Origin of the sequence: Mesorhizobium sp. M1307, assembly GCF_040318155.1 — a bacterium.
Taxonomy (GTDB): domain Bacteria; phylum Pseudomonadota; class Alphaproteobacteria; order Rhizobiales; family Rhizobiaceae; genus Mesorhizobium.
Map to the genome: position 1 here is coordinate 127,866 of NZ_JAMYLR010000008.1, position 19,109 is coordinate 146,974.

Sequence of the window (19,109 nt, forward strand, 5' to 3'; positions counted from 1 at the left end):
GCACCAGGGCTCCGTTCATGCGCGTGACCATTTGCGAGGTCATCTTTCCTCCCGCAGAAATATTCTGTTAACCCTAACGGAGAGTTAAGAAACGCCGACTCGGAAGCCGGAGGCCAGCGAATGCCTGTCGAACTCGTCGAGAAAGAATTGAGCAATGCGCTGCCGGTCCATCTGGTGGCGAAGGATGCTCTGGCGGCGGCGGGCCTTGCGCCATCGTCGGTCGCCTGGGCCAAGGCCAACGGCTTTTCCGGCGAGGCCGGCAGGACGCTGATCGTGCCTGGCGACAACGGCGCGATTGCCGGAGCCCTGTTCGGCACCGGTGATGGCGAGGGCGCACTGGCCATCGGCGCACTGGCGAGAGCCTTGCCCGAAGGCGAGTGGCATTTTGCGTCCGCACCGGCCAAGCCGGAGCTTACGGCACTCGCCGTGGCGCTCGGCGGCTATGTCTTCACCCGCTACGGCAAGAAGCCAGGCAAGACGCTTCGCCTCGCGCTGCCGGCAGGCACCGACGCCGCCCGCATCCGCCGCCTCGCCGATGGCATTTTCCTGGCGCGCGATCTGGTTAACACGCCGACCAGCGATATGGGCCCTGGGCAGTTGGAGAAGGCCGCCCGGACCTTGGCCGCGACGCACAAGGCCGAAATATCGGTGACCAAAGGCGACGATCTTCTTACCGCCAACTTTCCGATGATCCACGCCGTCGGTCGGGCTTCTGCCGACGCGCCACGCCTGATCGACATGATTTGGGGGCCGAACAATGCCCCCAAGATAACGCTGGTCGGCAAGGGCGTCTGCTTCGATACAGGCGGTCTCGACATCAAGCCGTCCTCGGGCATGCTTTTGATGAAGAAGGACATGGGCGGCGCTGCCAACGTGCTGGGTCTCGCTTCCATGATCATGGCCACCGGGTTGAAGGTTCGGCTGCGCGTGCTCATCCCGGCTGTCGAGAATTCGATAGCCGGCAACGCCTTCCGGCCAGGCGACGTGCTGGTGAGCCGCAAGGGCATCACCGTCGAAATCGGCAACACCGACGCCGAAGGACGGCTGGTGCTCGCCGATGCCTTGGCCTTGGCCGATGACGAAGAGCCGCAGATGCTGGTCGATATGGCGACGCTGACAGGCGCTGCCCGTGTTGCGCTCGGTCCCGACCTGCCGCCGTTCTACACCGGTGACGAGGCGCTTGCATCCGAGCTGGCGGACGCCTCCGTTGCGGTCGAGGATCCGCTATGGCGCATGCCGTTGTGGAAGCCCTATGACGCCAAGCTGGCGTCGAAGGTGGCCAACATCAACAACGTCACGTCGGATGGTTTCGCCGGCTCGATCACCGCGGCGCTTTTCCTGAAGCGCTTCGTGGAAAAGACCGCCGGCTGGGCGCATGTCGATATCTTCGCCTGGAACCCGTTCGACCGCCCGCACGGCCTTGCCGGTGGCGAAGCGCAAGGCATCCGGGCGCTGGAGCAGGTCATTTCGAACCGCTACGGCTGATTCTCGGGCATAGCCGACGAAGGTATTGACTGAAACGGAACCGAAACAATTTTCCGTCATGCTGGACGGATGTCGATTATCATGCGTCCAAGCCAGGCCTTGCGACTATGGCAACAGGTGGTGTTATCCGAGGTGCGTGACGACGCGCCCGATCTCACTATGCGCCAGACGGCGATCCTGTTCACCATCTATCTCGATCCGCCGCCACACACGGTGCGGGGGTTAGCCGCCCGCCTCAACGTCACCAAGCCGGTGATCACCCGTGCGCTCGATACGATGGGGGCGCTGAAACTGGTGTCGCGCCACCGCGACGAGCTCGACAAGCGCAACGTGCTGGTCAGGCGTACAGTCGAAGGCGCGCTCTTTGTCGAGCGCTTTGGCGATGTTATCATTGCCAGAGCCCAAGAGTTGCCCATTTGAACGAGTTGCCGATTTGACCGCCAGGGATGCCCGCCTCCATGCCTTCCGCTCCGATCTCGCCGACGCCAGGCTGAAAGGCGAGGTTTCCGCCGACCGTTTCGTCGCCGGCCGGCCGGCTCGCATATCAGCCTCCGTGGCCGATGTCCGCAAGGCTCCGCGCCCGGATGCCGGGGTCGATACCCAGCTTCTGTTCGGCGAAGACGTCCTCGTCTTCGAGGACGTTGAGGGCTGGGCCTGGATACAGGCCGAGCGCGACGGCTATGTCGGCTATGTCGCCGACACCGTGCTGGGCGGTCGGGAGCATGCGCCCACCCATGTTGTCTCGGTGCCGCGCACTTTCCTCTATCCGGGACCGGATTTGCGGTTCCCGGTGGGCGGGGAGCTCTCGATGGGGTCATTGGTGGCGGTGACGGGCTCAGCGGAAACGCGCGGCACGCATTATGCTCTGCTGCCGTCCGGCCAGGCGGTCATCTCGGGTCATCTCAGGCCGATCGCCGAGGTTCACCCCGACTACGTCGCGGTCGCCGAGGCGTTTCTCGGCACGCCTTATCTGTGGGGCGGCGTCTCCGGATTCGGCATCGATTGTTCCGGTCTCGTGCAACTTGCAATGCACATGGCTGGCAGGCAAGTGCTGCGCGACACCGACATGCAGGCGGCGACCGTTGGTGAACCGCTCGACCCCGGGCCGGATTTTGCCGGGCTGCGGCGCGGCGACCTGGTCTTCTGGAAAGGCCACGTCGCGATCATGACGGACCCGGAGACCATGATCCACGCCAACGGCCACACCATGCTGGTGTCGCGTGAAGGACTGAGGGAGGCGGTCGCCCGTATCGGCTATCTCTATGGCGGACCGACCGGGTTTCGCCGGCCGTAACGCGAATCGATCACCTTTTGTTCTGATTCTGCTTGGCGATTGCGCGCCGCCGCGCTACCTCTGGCGCGTGACAGAGCAGCCGCGCCTTGCCCAACAGAATGCCGCCGTCGTCCTGCCCGAGCCATTTGTCAAATGGTTTGAGGAAAAGGGCTGGTCGCCGCGCGCCCACCAGATCGATTTGCTGGCCAAAGCCCAGGGCGGCCGGTCGGTATTGCTGATCGCCCCGACCGGCGCCGGCAAGACGCTGGCCGGGTTCTTGCCATCGCTGACCGAACTGGCCGGCCGACCGAGGAGAAGGCCGGGGCAGGCGCATCGAGGCATCCACACACTCTACATCTCGCCGCTGAAGGCGCTGGCCGTCGACATCGAGCGCAATCTCGGCAAACCCGTCGAAGAAATCGGGCTGCCGGTCACCGTCGAGACGCGCACCGGCGACACGCCCGCACACAAGCGCCAGCGGCAGAAGCTGGCGCCGCCCGACATTCTCCTGACCACGCCCGAGCAATTGGCGCTGCTGATTGCTGCGCCCGATGCCATGCGCTTCTTCGAGGACCTGCGCTATGTCGTGCTCGACGAATTGCATTCGCTGGTGACCTCGAAGCGCGGGCATCTCCTGTCGCTCGGGCTGGCCCGGCTGCGCTCGTTTGTGCCCGCACTGCAGACGATAGGCCTGTCGGCGACGGTCGCCGAGCCTGACGAATTGCGGCGCTGGCTGGTCAGTCAGGATCCACCGGGGCCGATGGCCGAACTGATCGTCGTCACTGGCGGCGCCAAGCCCGATATCTCCATTCTCGATTCGGAGGAGCGCGTGCCGTGGGCGGGACATTCGGCCCGCTACGCAACGCCGGAAATCTACAACGAGATCAAGCGCCACAAGACAACCCTGCTGTTCGTCAACACGCGCAGCCAGGCGGAGTTGCTGTTCCAGGAGTTGTGGCGGGTCAACGAGGAGACCTTGCCGATCGCACTGCATCACGGTTCGCTCGACGTCGCGCAGCGCCGGCGTGTCGAAAAGGCAATGGGCGAGAACGCCCTGCGCGCCATCGTCGCCACGTCGACGCTCGACCTCGGCATCGACTGGGGCGATGTCGACCTGGTCGTCCATGTCGGCGCGCCGAAAGGTGCCAGCCGGCTGGCGCAGCGCATCGGCCGCGCCAACCACCGTATGGACGAGCCGTCTAAGGCGATCCTGATACCGGCCAACCGCTTCGAGGTGCTGGAATGCAGGGCGGCGCTCGACGCCAATTATCTCGGCGCCCAGGATACCCCGCCGCTGGTCAACGGCGGGCTCGATGTGCTGGCGCAGCACGTGCTGGGCTGCGCCTGCGGTGCGCCGTTCCATGCCGATGCGCTGTTCGAAGAAGTGCGGACGGCCGCGCCTTATGCCGATCTCGACCGGCCGACATTCGATCGCGTCATCGATTTCGTCGCCACCGGCGGCTACGCCTTGAAGAACTACGAACGTTACGCCCGTATTCGTCTCAACAAGGACGGGCTGTGGCGGGTCTCAAATCCTCGCGTCGCCCAGCAATACCGGCTCAACGTCGGGACCATCATCGAAGTGCCGGCGCTCAACGTCCGCTACGTCCAGGCCGGCAGCAGAGGCGCGGCCTCGCGTGGCGGCCGGGTTCTGGGCAAGATCGAGGAGGCGTTCCTCGAAACGCTGACGCATGGCGACACCTTCATGTTCGCCGGCAAGGTGCTGCGCTTCGAAGGTATCCGCGAGAATGAGTGCTTTGTCTCGAATGCACCCGGCAGCGACGCCAAGGTGCCGTATTACGGTGGTGGCAAATTCCCGCTTTCGACGTACCTGGCCGAACAGGTCCGCGCCATGCTGGACGATCCGCAGCGCTGGAAGAAGCTGCCGGAGCAGGTCGCCGACTGGCTACGCTTCCAGGCCGACAAGTCGGTGCTGCCGAAACGCGACGATCTGCTGGTCGAGACCTTTCCGCGCGGCAACCGCTACTATCTGGTGGCCTATCCGTTCGAGGGCAGGCTGGCGCACCAGACGCTCGGAATGCTGCTCACCCGCCGCCTCGACAGGGCGGGAGCCAAGCCGCTCGGCTTCGTCGCCACCGACTATGCGCTTGCCATATGGTCGCTGGCCGATATGGGCCATATGTTCAGGGCGAAGAAACCGTCGCTGGCTGCGCTATTCGATCAGGACATGCTGGGCGACGACCTCGAAGCCTGGCTCGCCGGCAGTTGGTTGTTGAAGCGCACCTTTCGCAATTGCGCGCTGATCTCGGGATTGATCGAGAAACGCCACCCGGGGCAGGAGAAGAGCGGCCGCCAGGTAACCGTGTCGACGGATCTCATCTACGACGTGCTGCGCAGCCACGAGCCCGACCATATCCTTTTGCAGGCGACGCGTGCCGATGCCGCGACCGGTCTCTTGGATGTCAGCAGACTTGCCGAGATGCTCTCGCGCGTCCAAGGTCGAATCATGCATAAGAACCTCGAGCAGATATCGCCGCTCGCCGTGCCGATCATGCTCGAGATCGGCAAAATGCCGGTGCACGGCGAGGCCGATGACACGCTGCTGATGGATGCAGCCACGCTGGTCGAGGAGGCCATGGGGACGAAATGACTGTCGCGCTCGCCATGGCTGCGCCTCTGGCGGATGCGGGCGCTGTCCGTATCGCCGGCGAACGCGCGATCTGCGACCGTCGCGGCGTGCTCTATTTTCCCGAATTCCGGCTTCTGACCGTATCCGACCTGCATCTGGAAAAAGGCTCATCACTGGCCAGGCGCGGCACGCTGGCCCCACCTTACGACACCGGTGCGACGTTGCTCCGGCTGCAGGCGGTGATCGCCGATTATCAGCCTGCGATCGTTATCAGCCTGGGCGACAGTTTTCACGATGGCGGCGGCGCCGCACGTATGCACGCGAGCTTTCGCCAAAGACTGGAAGGGCTGATGGTCGGGCGCGACTGGTTCTGGGTCGCCGGCAATCATGATCCTGAAGCGCCGGCCGACTTGCCAGGCGAGACCGTGCGCGAGCTGGCCATAGGCTCGCTACTCTTCCGGCACGAGCCTTCGGCGGTGAGAGTGGAAGGCGAGATATCAGGCCACCTGCATCCTTGCGCCCGCATCGTGCAGCAAGGCCGTTCGGTGCGGCGTCGTTGCTTTGCCGGCGATGGCGGCCGCATGATCATGCCGGCTTTCGGCGCCTATACCGGCTCGCTCAACGTGCTCGATCGCGCCTATGCCGGGCTGTTCCGCCGCGAAACGCTGATGGCCTATATGCTTGGCACAGAGCGCATTTTCGCGATTTCCCACGCGATGCTCAGGCCGGGCTGAACCTACCTGCCGTAGTACAAAGTGACCGTGTGCTTGGCCTCGGCGAAGAACAGCCAGCGCTCGACCAGCATTCCGGCGAGTTGGGCGATTGCGGCGAGTATCGACAGTGCTGCCGCATAGGGCCACGGCAAGGCGAACGCCGCGACCAGCAGCAACGCGGGCAAAGCAAAGGCCAGCACCTGCGTGATCTGGCGGAGTTTAGCGCTGTGCTTACGCGCAATGCGAAAACCCATCTCCTTGAGCAGATAGTTTTCCTCGGTATGCGGCCATTCCAGCGACCGCACCGTGCCGCCGGAAAGCCCGGTTGCGGTGTTGGCATTGGTCGGGATCTCCAGCCTGTCATTGTATCGCCAGGTCGCCAGCTTCAAACCCCAGCCGAGCGCGGTCAGCAACAGGGCACCCGCCAGAAGCATATTCGAGCCTGCGGCAAATCCCTGCAGCAGGGCGTTGAGCAGTACGCTGCCGGTCATCGCCGAAAAGACCAGGTAGGCGGGCAGGGTGAAGCGGCTGTGCCACTGGGCAATCGGCTTCAACGACGCGTAGATCATGCCGGTGGTGCAGACGGTTGCGACCGCGCCGATGGCAGCGAGCAGCCCGGCGACAGCCGCCCAGCCGCTCGTACGGCCGAGGACCACCCAGCCAATAGCGAACAACCCCGCCGGCACGAAGGTGGCGACCGAGGCAACACCTTCGCGCGACAGCCATGAGCTACGCCATTGCGAGAAGGCACGCCAGGCGCGTTCGGGCCGGCCGAGATGGCCGGCCGACGACAGCAGGCCTGTCGAGATCAGGCCAAGCGCCAGCCCCATGCCGGTGAGGCCAAGCCAGAAATCGGGCGGGATAAAGCCCTGTCCGGCGAGCACGCCAAGCAGCGCGAGCAGGCCGTAACCGGCGCCCGTGGCCGTGGTGAAAAAGACGACGGAGAAGGCTGGATGCATGAAGGCACGGGTCAGTTCGAAAGCATGCGGTCGACCCAGCCGAGGAAGCCGCCTTCAGCCTGCACCGCTTCAAGCGCTGGCGCCGGCACCGATGCGGCGCGGGTGGTGTGGGCACGTGGCGGCAGATATTTGTTGGTCGGCTTATAGCCCATTTCCGGCATCAGATCGACACCGCCGCGCTCGGCCACCAGTTGCGAGATAGCGGATGCCGGATCGCCCAGATCGCCAAAATGCCGCGCGCTGGTCGGGCAAGCAGCGACGCAGGCGGGCACGCGATCTTCCTCCGCCAGATTGTCGTTGTAGATGCGGTCGACGCACAACGTGCATTTCTTCATCACGCCGACATCGGTGTCGAATTCGCGTGCGCCATAGGGACAGGCCCAACTGCATAATTTACAGCCGATGCATTTGTCCTCGTCGACCAGCACGATGCCGTCCGACGCCCGCTTGTAGGAGGCGCCGGTCGGGCAGACGGTGACGCAGGCCGGTGTCTCGCAATGCAGGCAGGAGCGTGGGAAATTGACCGTGCGCCCACCCATCTCCGTGATGTGCTCATAACTGTGCACCCGATTGAACCAGACGCCGTCGACATTGCCGCCATAGGGGTCGATGTCGGTCAGCGGCGCCATGTGGCCGCCGGTGTTCCATTCCTTGCAGGCGGTAACGCAGGCCTGGCAGCCGACGCAGGTGTCGAGGTCAATGACCAGGCCGAGCTTTTTGTCGGTGTGGGTGGGAAGGCAAGTCATTTGGCAGCTTCTCTTTCCCGACGGAATTCGGCGCCGAAACTAAGCTTATCGGGCGGGGGCTCAAAATGCGGTGGCTGTCGGAACCGCTCGAACTGCGGTTCGGTGAAGCCTGCTTCCTCGTCTGCGCATTTGACGATGCGCACGCGCAGGTCGAACCATGCCGCCTGGCCGGTGACAGGATCGGAATTCGAATAGTGTTTGCCATTCGCATCGGCAGAGGTCTGGTCGCCGATGATGTGGTTGAGCAGGAAGCCGCGATTGGATTCGGCCGCATCATCCTTCAGCCCCCAGCTGCCGCGACGCTTGCCGATCGCATTCCAGGTCCACACCGTATTGGCGTTGACGCCGTCGACCAGCTTGATCTGTCCTTTGACCTTGCCGTTGATGCTCTCGATCCACACCCAGTCGTCATCGGCAAGCCCGAGGCTGGCGGCGGTCCGATTGTGCACGAACAGCCGGTTCTGGCTGGTGATCTGCCTTAGCCACGCATTCTGCCCGCCCCAGGAATGGTACATGTGCATCGGCCGCTGCGTCAGCGCGTGCAGCGGATAGGCTTGGCTGTCGACCGCAGCCTCTTCGAAGGGCGCGTACCAGAACGGCAGCGGATCCATATAGGTCTCGATACGGCTGCGCTCCGCCTCCGGCGGCAGCACCCCGCCATGGCCGCGCGCCGCAAGGCGAAAGCGCTGCATCGGCTCCGAATAGAGTTGGAAGACGATCGGCTCGGCCTTCGGCATGAAGCCCATGCTCTCAGCGAATTCGAGATACGAGCGGTTGGCCATCTTGTAGTAGCGCTGATCGGCGGCGAAGTCCTGGTGCCAGAAGCCGCCATTATCTATGTAGCGTTGCAACTGGTCGGGATTGACCTCGCCCTTGCCGACCGAGGCCCCGTCCTTGCCGCGCCAGCCGGCGAGCGGACCGACACCTGGCGTGCGCTCGTGATTGACGATGTAGTCGGCATAGTCGCGGTATTTGGCGGAGCCGTCGTCGTCAACGAAGCCGGGCAGGCTGAGCCGCGCGCCGAGTTCGATCAGCACCGTCTGGAACGGCCTGACGTCGCGGTCCGGCTCGACGACGGGATGGCGGATCGCGTCGCCCGGCCCGTTGGCATGGCTGATCGGCCGGTCGAGCAGACTGATACAGTCATGACGCTCGAGATAGGTCGTGTCCGGCAGCACCAGATCGGCAAAAGGTACGGTCTCGGAATAATAAGCGTCGGAATAGATGATGAACGGAATCTTGTACTCGCCCGACGCATCGATATCGGTCAGCATCGCCATCGTCTCGACCGTATTCATCGACGAGTTCCAGGCCATGTTGGACATGTACATGAACAGAGTGTCGATCTTGTAGGGATCGCCCGCCCAGGCGTTACGAATGACCGTGTGCATGAGCCCATGGGCGGCCAGCGGCGCGTCCCAGGAGTATGCCTTGTCGATACGAACAGGCTTGCCGCCTTCATCGATCAGCAGGTCCTCCGGTCCGCAGACGAAGCCGAGCGGCATGCCTTCGAGCGGTGTCATCGGCTTCACATTCTTGCCGGCGGGCTTTGGAGCCGGCGGCGCGGGCCGCGGATAAGGCGGTTTGAAGCGGAAGCCGCCCGGCGCGTCCACCGTGCCGAGAAGCACCTGAAGCAGATGAATGGCGCGGCAAGTGTGAAATCCGTTCGAATGGGCCGAGATGCCGCGCATCGCATGCATCGACACCGGCCGACCCTTGATGGTCTCGTGCCGGCGGCCGGCCCAGTCCGTCCAGGCCACCGGCAATTCGATTTGCTGTTCGAAGGCGACATGGGCGAGTTCTGCGGCAATGCGTCGGATGGTGTCGGCGGAGATGCCGCACCGGTCAGCGACGGCGTCCGGTGAATAGCTCTCGTCCAGATAACGGTCGGCGACGAGTTGGAAGACTGGCACGCAGCGGCGGCCGTCGACGAGAACGCTGCCGGTCAATGCGGGCTTCGCGTCGGCATCGCTGGCATTGACAGGCATCTTCGCCACCCTGTCCCAAGCCAGCGGATTGCCGTCGCCATTGCGCATGAACAGCCCGTCATCGACAGCTCCAGGCTCCTGAACGACCAGGATGTGGGCATTGGTGTAGCGCAAGAGGTACTCGAGATCGATGCGGCCAGCCTTCAGCAATTCGTGGATGAGGGCGAACACGAACAGGCCGTCGGTGCCGGGCCGGATGCCGATCCAGTCGTCGGCAATCGCGTTGTAGCCGGTGCGGCAGGGATTGATTGAAACCACCTTGGCGCCGCGCGCTTTGAGCTTGCCGAGGCCGATCTTGATCGGATTGGAATCATGGTCTTCGGCAACCCCGAACAGCATGAAATACTTGGTGTTGTCCCAGTCGGGCTCGCCGAACTCCCAGAACGAGCCGCCAATCGTGTAGAGGCCGCCGGCTGCCATGTTCACCGAGCAGAAACCGCCATGGGCCGCGAAGTTCGGCGTGCCGAACTGGCTCGCCCACCAACCGGTCAGCGATTGCGACTGGTCGCGGCCGGTGAAGAAGGCGAGTTTCTTCGGATCGGTCTGGCGGATGTTGGAAAGCCGTTCTGTCGCGATCGACAAAGCTTCCTCCCACTCGATCTCGCGGAACTCGCCCGAGCCGCGCAGTCCGGTGCGCAGCAATGGTTTCGTCAGCCGCGCCGGGCTGTAATGCTGCATGATGCCGGCGCTGCCTTTGCCGCACAGCACGCCGCGATTGACCGGATGATCCTTGTTGCCGTTGATATACCGAACCTTGCCGTCTTTGATATGGACGTCGATGCCGCAGCGGCAGGCGCACATATAGCAGGTGGTCTTGGCGATGCTGTCGGAGACATCAGGCGAAGTATCGACGCCGTCGCCTTCAGCGGGGGCGCGCGTATCGGCAAGCGGCCGTTGTGATGGTGCCGAATTGGCTCCGCGCAGCAGGTTGTTGGTCATGATCCGGTGATGCTCTTGCGCTCCGCGAACTTGGCTCTCGTCTTCGGGCCAGGGCCGCGCATGTAATGCTCTTCCGGCCGATAGCGTTCACCCAAGAGCCGCCGCCGCAGGCTGCGGGTCCAGTGCGCAAACACCGATTTGAACCGCCCCACCAATTCTACCCTCGACTGCTCTGGCGCGACTTTTTTCCAATTTCGGGCCAAAATTTAGAACAAAGCAACCGATCCGTCTAACAACTTGCTCTTGTAATTCTAATCGGAGTTGCTTCTTAATTGCTGGCATGACTCTGGACCAATTGCGGATCTTCGTCGCCGTCGCCGAACGGGCGCACATGACCAAAGCGGCCGAGTTGCTGGGCATCTCACAGTCGGCCGCATCCGCCGCGATCCGCTCGCTCGAACAGCAGCATGGCGTCCAGTTGTTCAACCGAGTGGGCCGCAATATCGAGCTCGCCGAGACCGGACGCCGATTCTTGCCCGAGGCCAAGGCGGTCCTCGAGCGGACTGCGGCCGCCCACAATGTGCTGGAGCATGTCTCGCAGACGATATCAGGCAGTCTCTCGATCGCTGCCAGCCAGACCATCGCCAGTTACTGGCTGCCGCGCCGGCTCGCCTCTTTCCACGAAGCCTATCCTGCCGTCAGGCTGAGCGTGAGCATTGGCAACACCAGGCAGGTAGAGACCAATGTACTTGATGGCGCAGCCGATTTTGGCCTGGTCGAGGGGCGCACCGAATCCGACATTTTGCGGCGTGCCAAGGTCGATACCGATCGCATGATGCTGGTCGTGGCGCGCTCGCACCCTGAGATCGCGGAAGTTTCGCCTGGACATCCCGACCTTGGCGGGCTTCGCTGGATCATTCGCGAAGGCGGGTCGGGCACGCGCGAGGCGCTGGAGGACCTTGCCCGACGCGACGGGGTTTCGTTCGCGGACCTGCAGATATTCCTGGTATTGCCGAGCAATGAGGCTATTCGCCAGGCGGTCGAGGCTGGCGCCGGCGCCAGCATCATCTCGGAACTCGTCGTCGCCCGCGCGGTCGCCGAAGGCAGCCTGCGTTCTGTGCCGGTCGATCTGCCGAAGCGCGAATTTGCCATGATCACGCATCGCGACCGGCAGCCAAGCCTGGCCCAGATGGCGCTCAAGGCGCATCTCGGCGGCAAAGCTGAGAGATCCGCGCCGCTTTAAGCCGATCAGCCGAACTTCCGCTGCGCGTCGAGCGCCAGCCCAAGCCCGACCGAGCCGAACACATCGCCTTCGATTACCGACGCCTGCGGCACCAGCGCCAGGATCTGCTGCCTGGCCAGCGGGATCGCGGTCGATCCGCCGGTCAAGAACACCGCGGTGATATCCGAGGCCTTCACCTGTGCGTCGCGGATGGTCTGCTCGACCGTAGCCGCAACACGCTCAATGTCCCTGGCTATGGTGGCTTCGAGACTCTTGTGCGTGATTTCTGCCGTGAACCTCACCTCCGGCAGCGCGACCTCGACATCGGCCGACGATCGGTCCGTCAGCTCGATCTTGGCCTTTTCGACCAGCGCCGCCAGCGCGTGGCCGTAACGATGCTCGACGATGTGGATGATGCGGTCGACCAGGTCTGCGCGCTCCGCCTCATAGCGGATCTGGCGCAGATGCGTCATCGCCCTTGCGGTATAGACCAGGTTGATGCGCTGCCACGTCGCCAGGTCGATGAAGTAGCTCGCCGGCAGATTGCGTTTGCCATCCTTGGTCGGTGAGAGATGGCCGAGCTGCGGCATCACATGGGCGATGCTCAACAGCCGGTCGAAGTCGGTGCCGCCGATGTGGATTCCGCGGCTGGCCAGGATGTCGTCTTTGCGGTCAAGCGAGCGGGCGCGCTCGGGCGAGACCCGCACGATTGAGAAGTCGGACGTGCCGCCGCCCATGTCGACGATCAGCGCCAGTTCCTCGCGCGTCACCTTTTGTTCGTAGTCGAGTGCCGCGGCAATCGGTTCGAACTGGAAGGCGATGTGCTTGAAGCCGTGGGCACGAGCGGCATTTTCGAGTTCGTGCTCCGCCTTGGCGTCGGCCTCGGCATCGTCGTCGACGAACTGCACGGGCCGTCCCAGCACGACGCTGTCGACCGCGTCATGGGCTTCTTCTTCCAGCTTCTTTTTCAGATGGCCGACGAACAGGCCGACAATCTCCATGAAGCCGATCGAGCGCGCCTTGATGCGCGTCTTTTCGTGGGCGAGCGAGCTGCCGAGCACACTCTTCAACGAGCGCATCAGGCGGCCTTCGATACTGTCCGTATAGTTGGCAAGGGCGCGTCGCCCGAAATAGGTGCGGTTGTCCTCGAAATTGAAGAATACCGCACTTGGCAGCGTGACCTGGCCGTCTTCCAACGCCACCAGCCGCGGCTGCCCGTTCCTGACCACGCTCACGGTGGAATTCGAAGTGCCGAAGTCGATACCGGCAAATGCTGGTCGCATCGTGCGTTCCTGTAGTTCTGATTTGGGGAGCAGCAGCTCGTATCCGGTCGAGCCGGGGGTCGCGGTCTAACCCATACCCTCGGAAAGGGAAACCACTTTTACGAGAGTTCAGTCTTTCCTGAACACCAGTCTTCCGAGCCAGCCGGTCAGCATGGCCAGCGATACGGCAAAGACGCCGTAGAGGAAGGAATAGTCGTGCGCGACGCGGAAGATCGACTGTTCGAAACCGGACTTGCGGATTTCGAGCTGGGCGGAGCTTTCCTTGATGAACAGGCCGCTCTTGAACAGGAAGGCGCGGGCCTTATGGGTGCCGACCGGAACGTTTGGGGCGAGCCTGACGGTGGCGCGGAACAGGTTCTGCGACAGGAACTGCACACCGCCGACATTCTCGCTGTAGAGGCCGGTCGCCGCCTTGCGTTCGCGCAGCGCGGCGGTGAACTCCTCGATTGTCGCCGGGCTGTCCTCCGCGTCGGCCGGCTGCAAATAGAGGTTGGAGGCGCCAAGCGACAGCTGCTTGTAGCTGTTCGGATCGGTGACGTCCTGCAGCGGCCGCGTCGTCGCCACCGAATAGGAGACAGGTACGTTTTTGAAGGTCTCCGACTCCAGATTGACCCAGACGCCGAGCACCCGGTCCTTGCGGCGCACGACGACCGGCCGAGCCGGGCCTTCCAGCACGACGATCACGTCGTAGCGCCCTTGCCGCGCGACAAGCGGATCGGCATTTTCCAGTGAGCCGAAAATGGTCAGGTCGGCGCCGGAAAAGCCGGCGGTAATCGAGACATTGTCGGTGGAAAGGCCGATCTGGATGTTTTCGGTCAGTGGCGCCTGCGCCTTCGCCGGTGGCGCAGCAGCCAGCAGCGACAGCAAGGCGGCGGCCGCGAGCGTCCTTAGGCCGGCCATCAGCTCAGGCCCACGCCGGACAGAGAATAGAGATTGGGCGGCGTGACGAAAAGATCGATGGCAAGCCGGATGGCTACCGCCAGCACGAGCAGCGCCAGCAGCGCCCTGAGTTGCTCGCCCCGCAGCCTCTGACCAGCCTTGGCGCCATATTGCGCGCCGGCGACGCCGCCTGCCATCAACAGGAAGGCGAGCATGACGTCGACCGTCTGGTTGGTGGTGGCGTGGACCAGCGTGGTGTAAGCCGAGGTGAAGATGATCTGGAACAGCGAGGTGCCGATGACGACGTTGGTCGGCACTTTCAAAAGGTAGATCAGGGCCGGCACCATGATGAAGCCGCCGCCGACGCCCATGATCGAGGACAGGAAGCCAATCGCCGCGCCCAGCCCAAGCACCGGAATGACGCTGACGAAGAGCTTCGAGGCCCTGAACCGCATCTTCAGCGGCAGGCGGTGGATCCAATTATGCTGGCCGGATTTCTTCAACACCGGTGCGGCGCCGCTGCGAGTGGCGCGCAGCGCATTGACACTCTCGACCAGCATCAGTCCGCCGACGGTGCCGAGCAGCACGACGTAGAGCAGCGAGATGAACAGGTCGAGCTGGCCGAGCCGGCGCAGCAGCGCAAAGACATAGATACCACCGGTCGAGCCGACGATGCCGCCGGCTAAAAGCACGCCGCCGAGCTTGAAGTCGAGCGTGCCGCGCTTCATGTGCGACAGGGCGCCGGAGAAGGAGGAAGCGATGACCTGGTTGGCGCCGGTGGCGACCGCGATTGCCGGCGGTATGTTGTAGAAGATCAGCAGCGGCGTAATGAGAAAGCCGCCGCCCACGCCGAACATGCCCGACAGGAAACCCACCGCCGCACCCATGGCCAGCAGCACGAAGATGTTGACGGAAATTTCCGCGATCGGGAGATAGATGCCCACCCGTCAGTCTCGATCAGTTTGCCTCCTGGCGAATGCAACCGTTGCGGGCATTTTGCGTCAGAAGGCTATCTCGTTCTTGCGCCGGCCGGGCCGTGAAGTCAAACTTCGCCGCACCGCCGAAACAAAAAACAACTCAATCAGTTAACAGGCAAATCTGTGGCAAGGGCGTCGCGGAAACGACGCATCCGCCGTTATTTACGCGCAAGCAGCGCCTTGACCAGCTTTTCGTCGATCGCGCCGGTTGCCTTCATATCGTTGTCGGCCTGGAAGGCCATGATCGCGTTCTTGGTTTTCTGGCCCATCATGCCGTCGGGATTGCCGGCCTCGTAGCCGTTCTTGTTGAGAATGCGCTGGATGTTCTGGACCGCTTTCTTCATGTCGATGCCGGCGGTCGTCTGCGGTGTTCCGTCCTGCCACGATTCAGGAACGTCGGCCGAATTGGCGGCTGGATCGAGCGGCTTGGCCTTCCACAGTTCAGCCGCGGCCCGCGCACGCTCCAGCTGCTCGGGCCTCAGCGCCTTGGCGATCTCGTCGCGCTTGGCCGCCGCATCCTTGTCGCCGGTCTTGGCGACGAGTGCGAACCATTTGTAGCTCTCCTCAAGGTTCCGCTTCATGCCGACGCCCTTCGCCGCGAGGATGCCGAGATTGAACTGGCTATCCTTGACACCGAGATCCGCCGCCGCCTGGAACCAGCGCGCTGCCGATTCATTGTCGGTCACGCCATCCGCCGCCATCGCAAACAGCACGGCAAGATTGTGCATCGCGCTGGCATTGCCCTGCGCTGCGGCAAGCTGGTACCAGGTTTTCGCTTTCTTGATGTCGCGTGCGACGCCGATGCCCTTCTCGTAGAAATTGCCGATGCGGTATTCTGCCGGTGCGAAACCGAGTTCGGCAGCTTTCTCATACCATTTGGCCGCCGCCGCCATGTCTTCTTTGACGCCGCGAGACTCGGCGTAGCGCGAGCCGATCTCGAACAGCGCCTTGGCGTCTCCGCCGGCCGCTGCATCGCGCAGGGCGGCCGGACCGGCATCGGCCGGAACGTCGATCTTGGCAACGCCTGCCGCGGCAGCATCCGCCGGCGGCACCGTGCCGGTCGTGTCCTGCGTCGCAGCGGTGGCTATAGCAGGCGCGGCAGCCATTGGCTCGGCGTCGCTGGCCGTCGCCGCTGCCGGCGCGGGCACTGCGGCCGCGGTGTCTTGCGCCGCCAGGTCAGCGGGCGCCGCGGAAGCCGAGGGCGCCGTCGATGTCTCGGCTGCCGGTGTAGCGGGGCCGGTTTGTGCCGCCGCGTCGTCCTTGGTCATCGATGCGGATGGCTCTGCCTGCCTGACCGTGGGCGACGGCGCGCTCTCCTGTGTTGTCGTCTGCGCGTCCGCCTTCGGCTCGCTGGCAACGCTGGCCAAAGCGGTTTCCGCCGGCTGTACGGCCACGGCCGGTGCCGCCTCATTGTCGGTGACTTCGACCGGGTCGGAGAAGAAGGCTTTGCCCAGTTGCAGGCCGGCAAGCGCCAGCATGATGGCGATTGCCCCCATCAGGATCGGCTTGCGCCGCGCCTTGAGCAGGTCGCCGATCCTGAGTGCCTTGACCGGGCCTTTCATCGTCGACTGGCGCTTGAGGGCGTCCGCCTCGGCGGCCGCCGCTTGCGCAGCCCGTCTGGCTGCCGCGATGAAGTCCGATTTCGCCGCCTCAGCGCCGCCTTCCCGGGTCGGCTGCCCGCGCTCGTCGCGCACGCGCTTCATGATGGCGCTGAGGTCGGGTGCGCCGGAGCCGGGTTCCAGTGGCCGGTTGGCGAGCTTGGGGTCGAGGGGCTCGTCGAGATCGACGCTCGGTACCTCGGCGCTCTGCGCCGAGCCTGCAAGCGGCGGCATCTCGGCGTCCTTCTTGCCCTTCAAGGCGCGCGCCAGCCCGCCTAACATCGATTTCCTGCCGCCGCCTTGCTCGGTTTTTTCACGCGTCGTGTCTGAACCGAGAGCCGCCAGGGCTGCTGCGGCGGCGGCCTCGGCTGGCGTACGCGGACCTGGCTCGTCGCGCACGAGCGCCGCGGCGCGGCCGTCGAGATCGGCCATGCTGCCCGTCAACGGCAGCGGCTGGTCGAGGTCCATCGACGGTGCGTCCTGCACCGAGATCTTGGATGGCCGGCCGAAACGCTTGCTCAACTCCGCGCTTGCCGGTTCGCCCGTCTCCAATGAACCAAGCCTGTCAACGATCTTGAGCAGCGTATCGTGGATAGCCTCGAACGTTCTCGAATTGCGCTCGTCCGAACGGCGCGTCAGTGCCTCGAGCGTCTTCAGGTCCTGGGCGAGGCCGGTAACGGCCGCCGTGTTGGCGCTTGATCCGGCCAGTGAGCGGACGGCGCTCTCAGCCGCCTCGCGCGCCGCGCCGAGGATGGAATCGCGGGTTCCGGCCAGCGACTTCTCGATTTCGTTGAGACGCGGGCTGATGTCGTCGAATTCCGGCAGCGGCGTGCCGGGCTTGGAAAGATGCGCCGTCAGGCCGGCGACCTGCGCTTCAAGGCTGCGGATCAACGCCGGGTCGATGCTGGCGACCTGTGCCGCGGACGAATCCAGCCGGCTTGAGATGTCTTCGAGCCGGCTCTCCAGGCCACGGATCGCCGCCTCGTTGGCGGGATCTGGAACGCGCGTCTCAATCCGCTTGGCCAGCGCGGTGAAGCGGGCGTCGATGGCATCCATAATGCCGGCGCTATCGACCTGCGGCATGCGCTGGTCCAGCCTGTCGGCGACCTCGTCCAACCGGCGCTCAAGGTCGCGAAACAGCATGTTGCCTTGTTCGATTGCGTCGCCCTGGCGACGTTCCATCATGCTGGACAGCACGTCGAAGCGCTGCTCGAGCCCCTGGAAGATGTAGTCGGCGTCGGGCATGGCAGGTGCGTGGTCGATCTTGTCGGCAATAAGCGCGACTTGCCTGGCAAGGCGCTCCATCGCCTGTTCCGGCAGATTGGCTCGGCCGGCCAGTTCATCCACGCGGCTCGACAATGTGTTGAGACGGTCAATGACCTCCCGACCCGGACGATCCTGCGACACTTCTTCGATTTGCTGGGCCAGTGAATCGATCCGCTTCTCGATGCGTTCGAAGGGCTCGGGGTCGAACGAATTGGCTTGCGCGGCAACCGTCGAGGCGACGATCGCGCGGGAAATCTCGTCGAGCCGCTCGTCGATCTGACTGAATGTGTCGCCGCCGCGATTGTCCTGCTGGCGGGCGAAATGGTCGACCGCTCCGGCAAGCGTGCGGACCTTTTCCTCGAGCGAGCGCAGCGACAGCGATTCCGGCAGATTGCTGACGGCATTGCTGATCTGTTCGAGCCGCTCCGTCAGCGCCGACAGGCCGGGTGCATCGGAACGCTTGCGCTGATCGGCCTCGACGCGATCCTCGAAAGCGTTCCAGCGGCGGTCGAAATCGTCCCAGCGGCGTCCGACCGCCTGCACGCTCTCCTCGCGCGCCAGCGTATCGAGCGCGGCTTTGACCTGCTCAAGCTCGAGCCGCAGCATATTGACGCTTCTGTCGTCGCTTTTTTCGGCCAGTGTCTGGATGGCGCCGGAAAGCCGCTCGAATTCGACGCTGAGTTCGGCGCTGCCTTTGCCGCCGCCATTTGACTGGAAGGCTCGCCCAATATTCTTGCGCAGTACCTCGAACTCGCGTTGCAGGCCGGAGGTCATCTGCTGGCGCAAGTCTTCGCGCAGGCCGCGCAATTCCCCGGCGATCTTGCCGGCTAGGGCGACGCTGTCCTCCTGGCCGCGCACCCGGTCGATATCGCGGGCGATCGCCTGGTAATTCTGGTCGAAAGCCGCTGCTGGACCTTTCGGCCGCTGCGCGCGTGGATCCTCATACCGGCGCTGCTGGCCATAGGGTTGGGCGCTGGGATAGCGTGGTTCTGCCGCTGGTCGGCGCGGATCGGGGTGGCTTGCCGTCTCCTCGCGCGTCCGCTCCAGCCGCTGCTCCAGAGTTTCCAGGGAGCGGTTGAGCTCTTCAAGCGTCGTGTGCGGCCGGCGTTGCCTGCCGGCGTTGAGTGTATCGAGGTAGGACCGCTTGCTGTTCATCAATGCGCCCGTTTCAGAATTGCTGGCTTTCACCAGGTTCCCAAAGTCCTGCCGGGACGAACGCGACTGCCTGGCTTGTTGCAGTGGAAGACGAGC

General features: G+C 64.0%; 13 protein-coding genes. 6 read left to right on the top strand and 7 right to left on the bottom strand.

Annotation, left to right across the window (positions count from 1 at the left end; genetic code table 11):
* Positions 1–120 precede the first annotated feature (120 nt).
* The 5 genes from NKH16_RS12715 (at position 121) to pdeM (ending at position 6,082) form a co-directional block, all read left to right on the top strand.
* Positions 121–1,485, top strand: coding sequence for a leucyl aminopeptidase family protein (locus NKH16_RS12715; RefSeq protein WP_352621903.1), 1,365 nt, complete (start codon positions 121–123; stop codon positions 1,483–1,485).
* A 69-nt stretch (positions 1,486–1,554) separates the two neighbouring features.
* Positions 1,555–1,905: a MarR family winged helix-turn-helix transcriptional regulator gene (locus NKH16_RS12720; protein WP_023676939.1), complete on the top strand. Its 351-nt coding sequence runs from the start codon at positions 1,555–1,557 to the stop codon at positions 1,903–1,905.
* 13 nt (positions 1,906–1,918) lie between these two features.
* The gene (locus NKH16_RS12725; protein ID WP_352899686.1) at positions 1,919–2,779 is read left to right on the top strand and encodes a C40 family peptidase; all 861 of its coding nucleotides are present in this window, start codon (positions 1,919–1,921) and stop codon (positions 2,777–2,779) included.
* A gap of 67 nt (positions 2,780–2,846) precedes the next feature.
* Positions 2,847–5,369 (top strand): ligase-associated DNA damage response DEXH box helicase, encoded by a 2,523-nt coding sequence (locus NKH16_RS12730; RefSeq protein WP_352899753.1) that lies wholly within the window; start codon positions 2,847–2,849, stop codon positions 5,367–5,369.
* Entirely contained in the window at positions 5,366–6,082 is a 717-nt protein-coding gene (gene pdeM / locus NKH16_RS12735; RefSeq protein ID WP_352641109.1) for a ligase-associated DNA damage response endonuclease PdeM, read from the top strand. Before NKH16_RS12730 ends, pdeM begins: the two co-directional genes overlap by 4 nt.
* A gap of 2 nt (positions 6,083–6,084) precedes the next feature.
* On the opposite strand, the gene NKH16_RS12740 is transcribed toward pdeM, so the two are convergent.
* The 3 genes from NKH16_RS12740 to NKH16_RS12750 are packed head-to-tail and all read right to left on the bottom strand — an operon-like array spanning position 6,085 to position 10,693.
* The gene (locus NKH16_RS12740) at positions 6,085–7,020 is read right to left on the bottom strand and encodes a dimethyl sulfoxide reductase anchor subunit family protein (RefSeq protein ID WP_352621897.1); all 936 of its coding nucleotides are present in this window, start codon (positions 7,018–7,020) and stop codon (positions 6,085–6,087) included.
* A gap of 11 nt (positions 7,021–7,031) precedes the next feature.
* Positions 7,032–7,766 (bottom strand): 4Fe-4S dicluster domain-containing protein, encoded by a 735-nt coding sequence (locus NKH16_RS12745; protein WP_352621895.1) that lies wholly within the window; start codon positions 7,764–7,766, stop codon positions 7,032–7,034.
* Entirely contained in the window at positions 7,763–10,693 is a 2,931-nt protein-coding gene (locus tag NKH16_RS12750; protein WP_352899688.1) for a molybdopterin oxidoreductase family protein, read from the bottom strand. The genes NKH16_RS12745 and NKH16_RS12750 overlap by 4 nt, the downstream gene beginning before the upstream one ends.
* 280 nt (positions 10,694–10,973) lie before the next feature.
* On the opposite strand from NKH16_RS12750, the gene NKH16_RS12755 reads away from it, so the two are divergent.
* Positions 10,974–11,876, top strand: coding sequence for a LysR substrate-binding domain-containing protein (locus tag NKH16_RS12755; protein WP_352621891.1), 903 nt, complete (start codon positions 10,974–10,976; stop codon positions 11,874–11,876).
* Positions 11,877–11,881: 5 nt separating this feature from the next.
* On the opposite strand, the gene NKH16_RS12760 is transcribed toward NKH16_RS12755, so the two are convergent.
* The 4 genes from NKH16_RS12760 to NKH16_RS12775 all read right to left on the bottom strand — a co-directional run bounded on the left by NKH16_RS12760 (position 11,882) and on the right by NKH16_RS12775 (position 19,013).
* On the bottom strand, positions 11,882–13,138 hold the full coding sequence (locus NKH16_RS12760) for an Hsp70 family protein (protein ID WP_352621889.1): 1,257 nt from the start codon (positions 13,136–13,138) through the stop codon (positions 11,882–11,884).
* 108 nt (positions 13,139–13,246) lie between these two features.
* Positions 13,247–14,038: a TIGR02186 family protein gene (locus NKH16_RS12765; protein ID WP_352455141.1), complete on the bottom strand. Its 792-nt coding sequence runs from the start codon at positions 14,036–14,038 to the stop codon at positions 13,247–13,249.
* Complete coding sequence (locus tag NKH16_RS12770) at positions 14,038–14,961, bottom strand: sulfite exporter TauE/SafE family protein (RefSeq protein ID WP_023676949.1); 924 nt, start codon at positions 14,959–14,961, stop codon at positions 14,038–14,040. The genes NKH16_RS12765 and NKH16_RS12770 overlap by 1 nt, the downstream gene beginning before the upstream one ends.
* 191 nt (positions 14,962–15,152) lie before the next feature.
* On the bottom strand, positions 15,153–19,013 hold the full coding sequence (locus NKH16_RS12775; RefSeq protein ID WP_352899693.1) for a peptidoglycan-binding protein: 3,861 nt from the start codon (positions 19,011–19,013) through the stop codon (positions 15,153–15,155).
* Positions 19,014–19,109 lie beyond the last annotated feature (96 nt).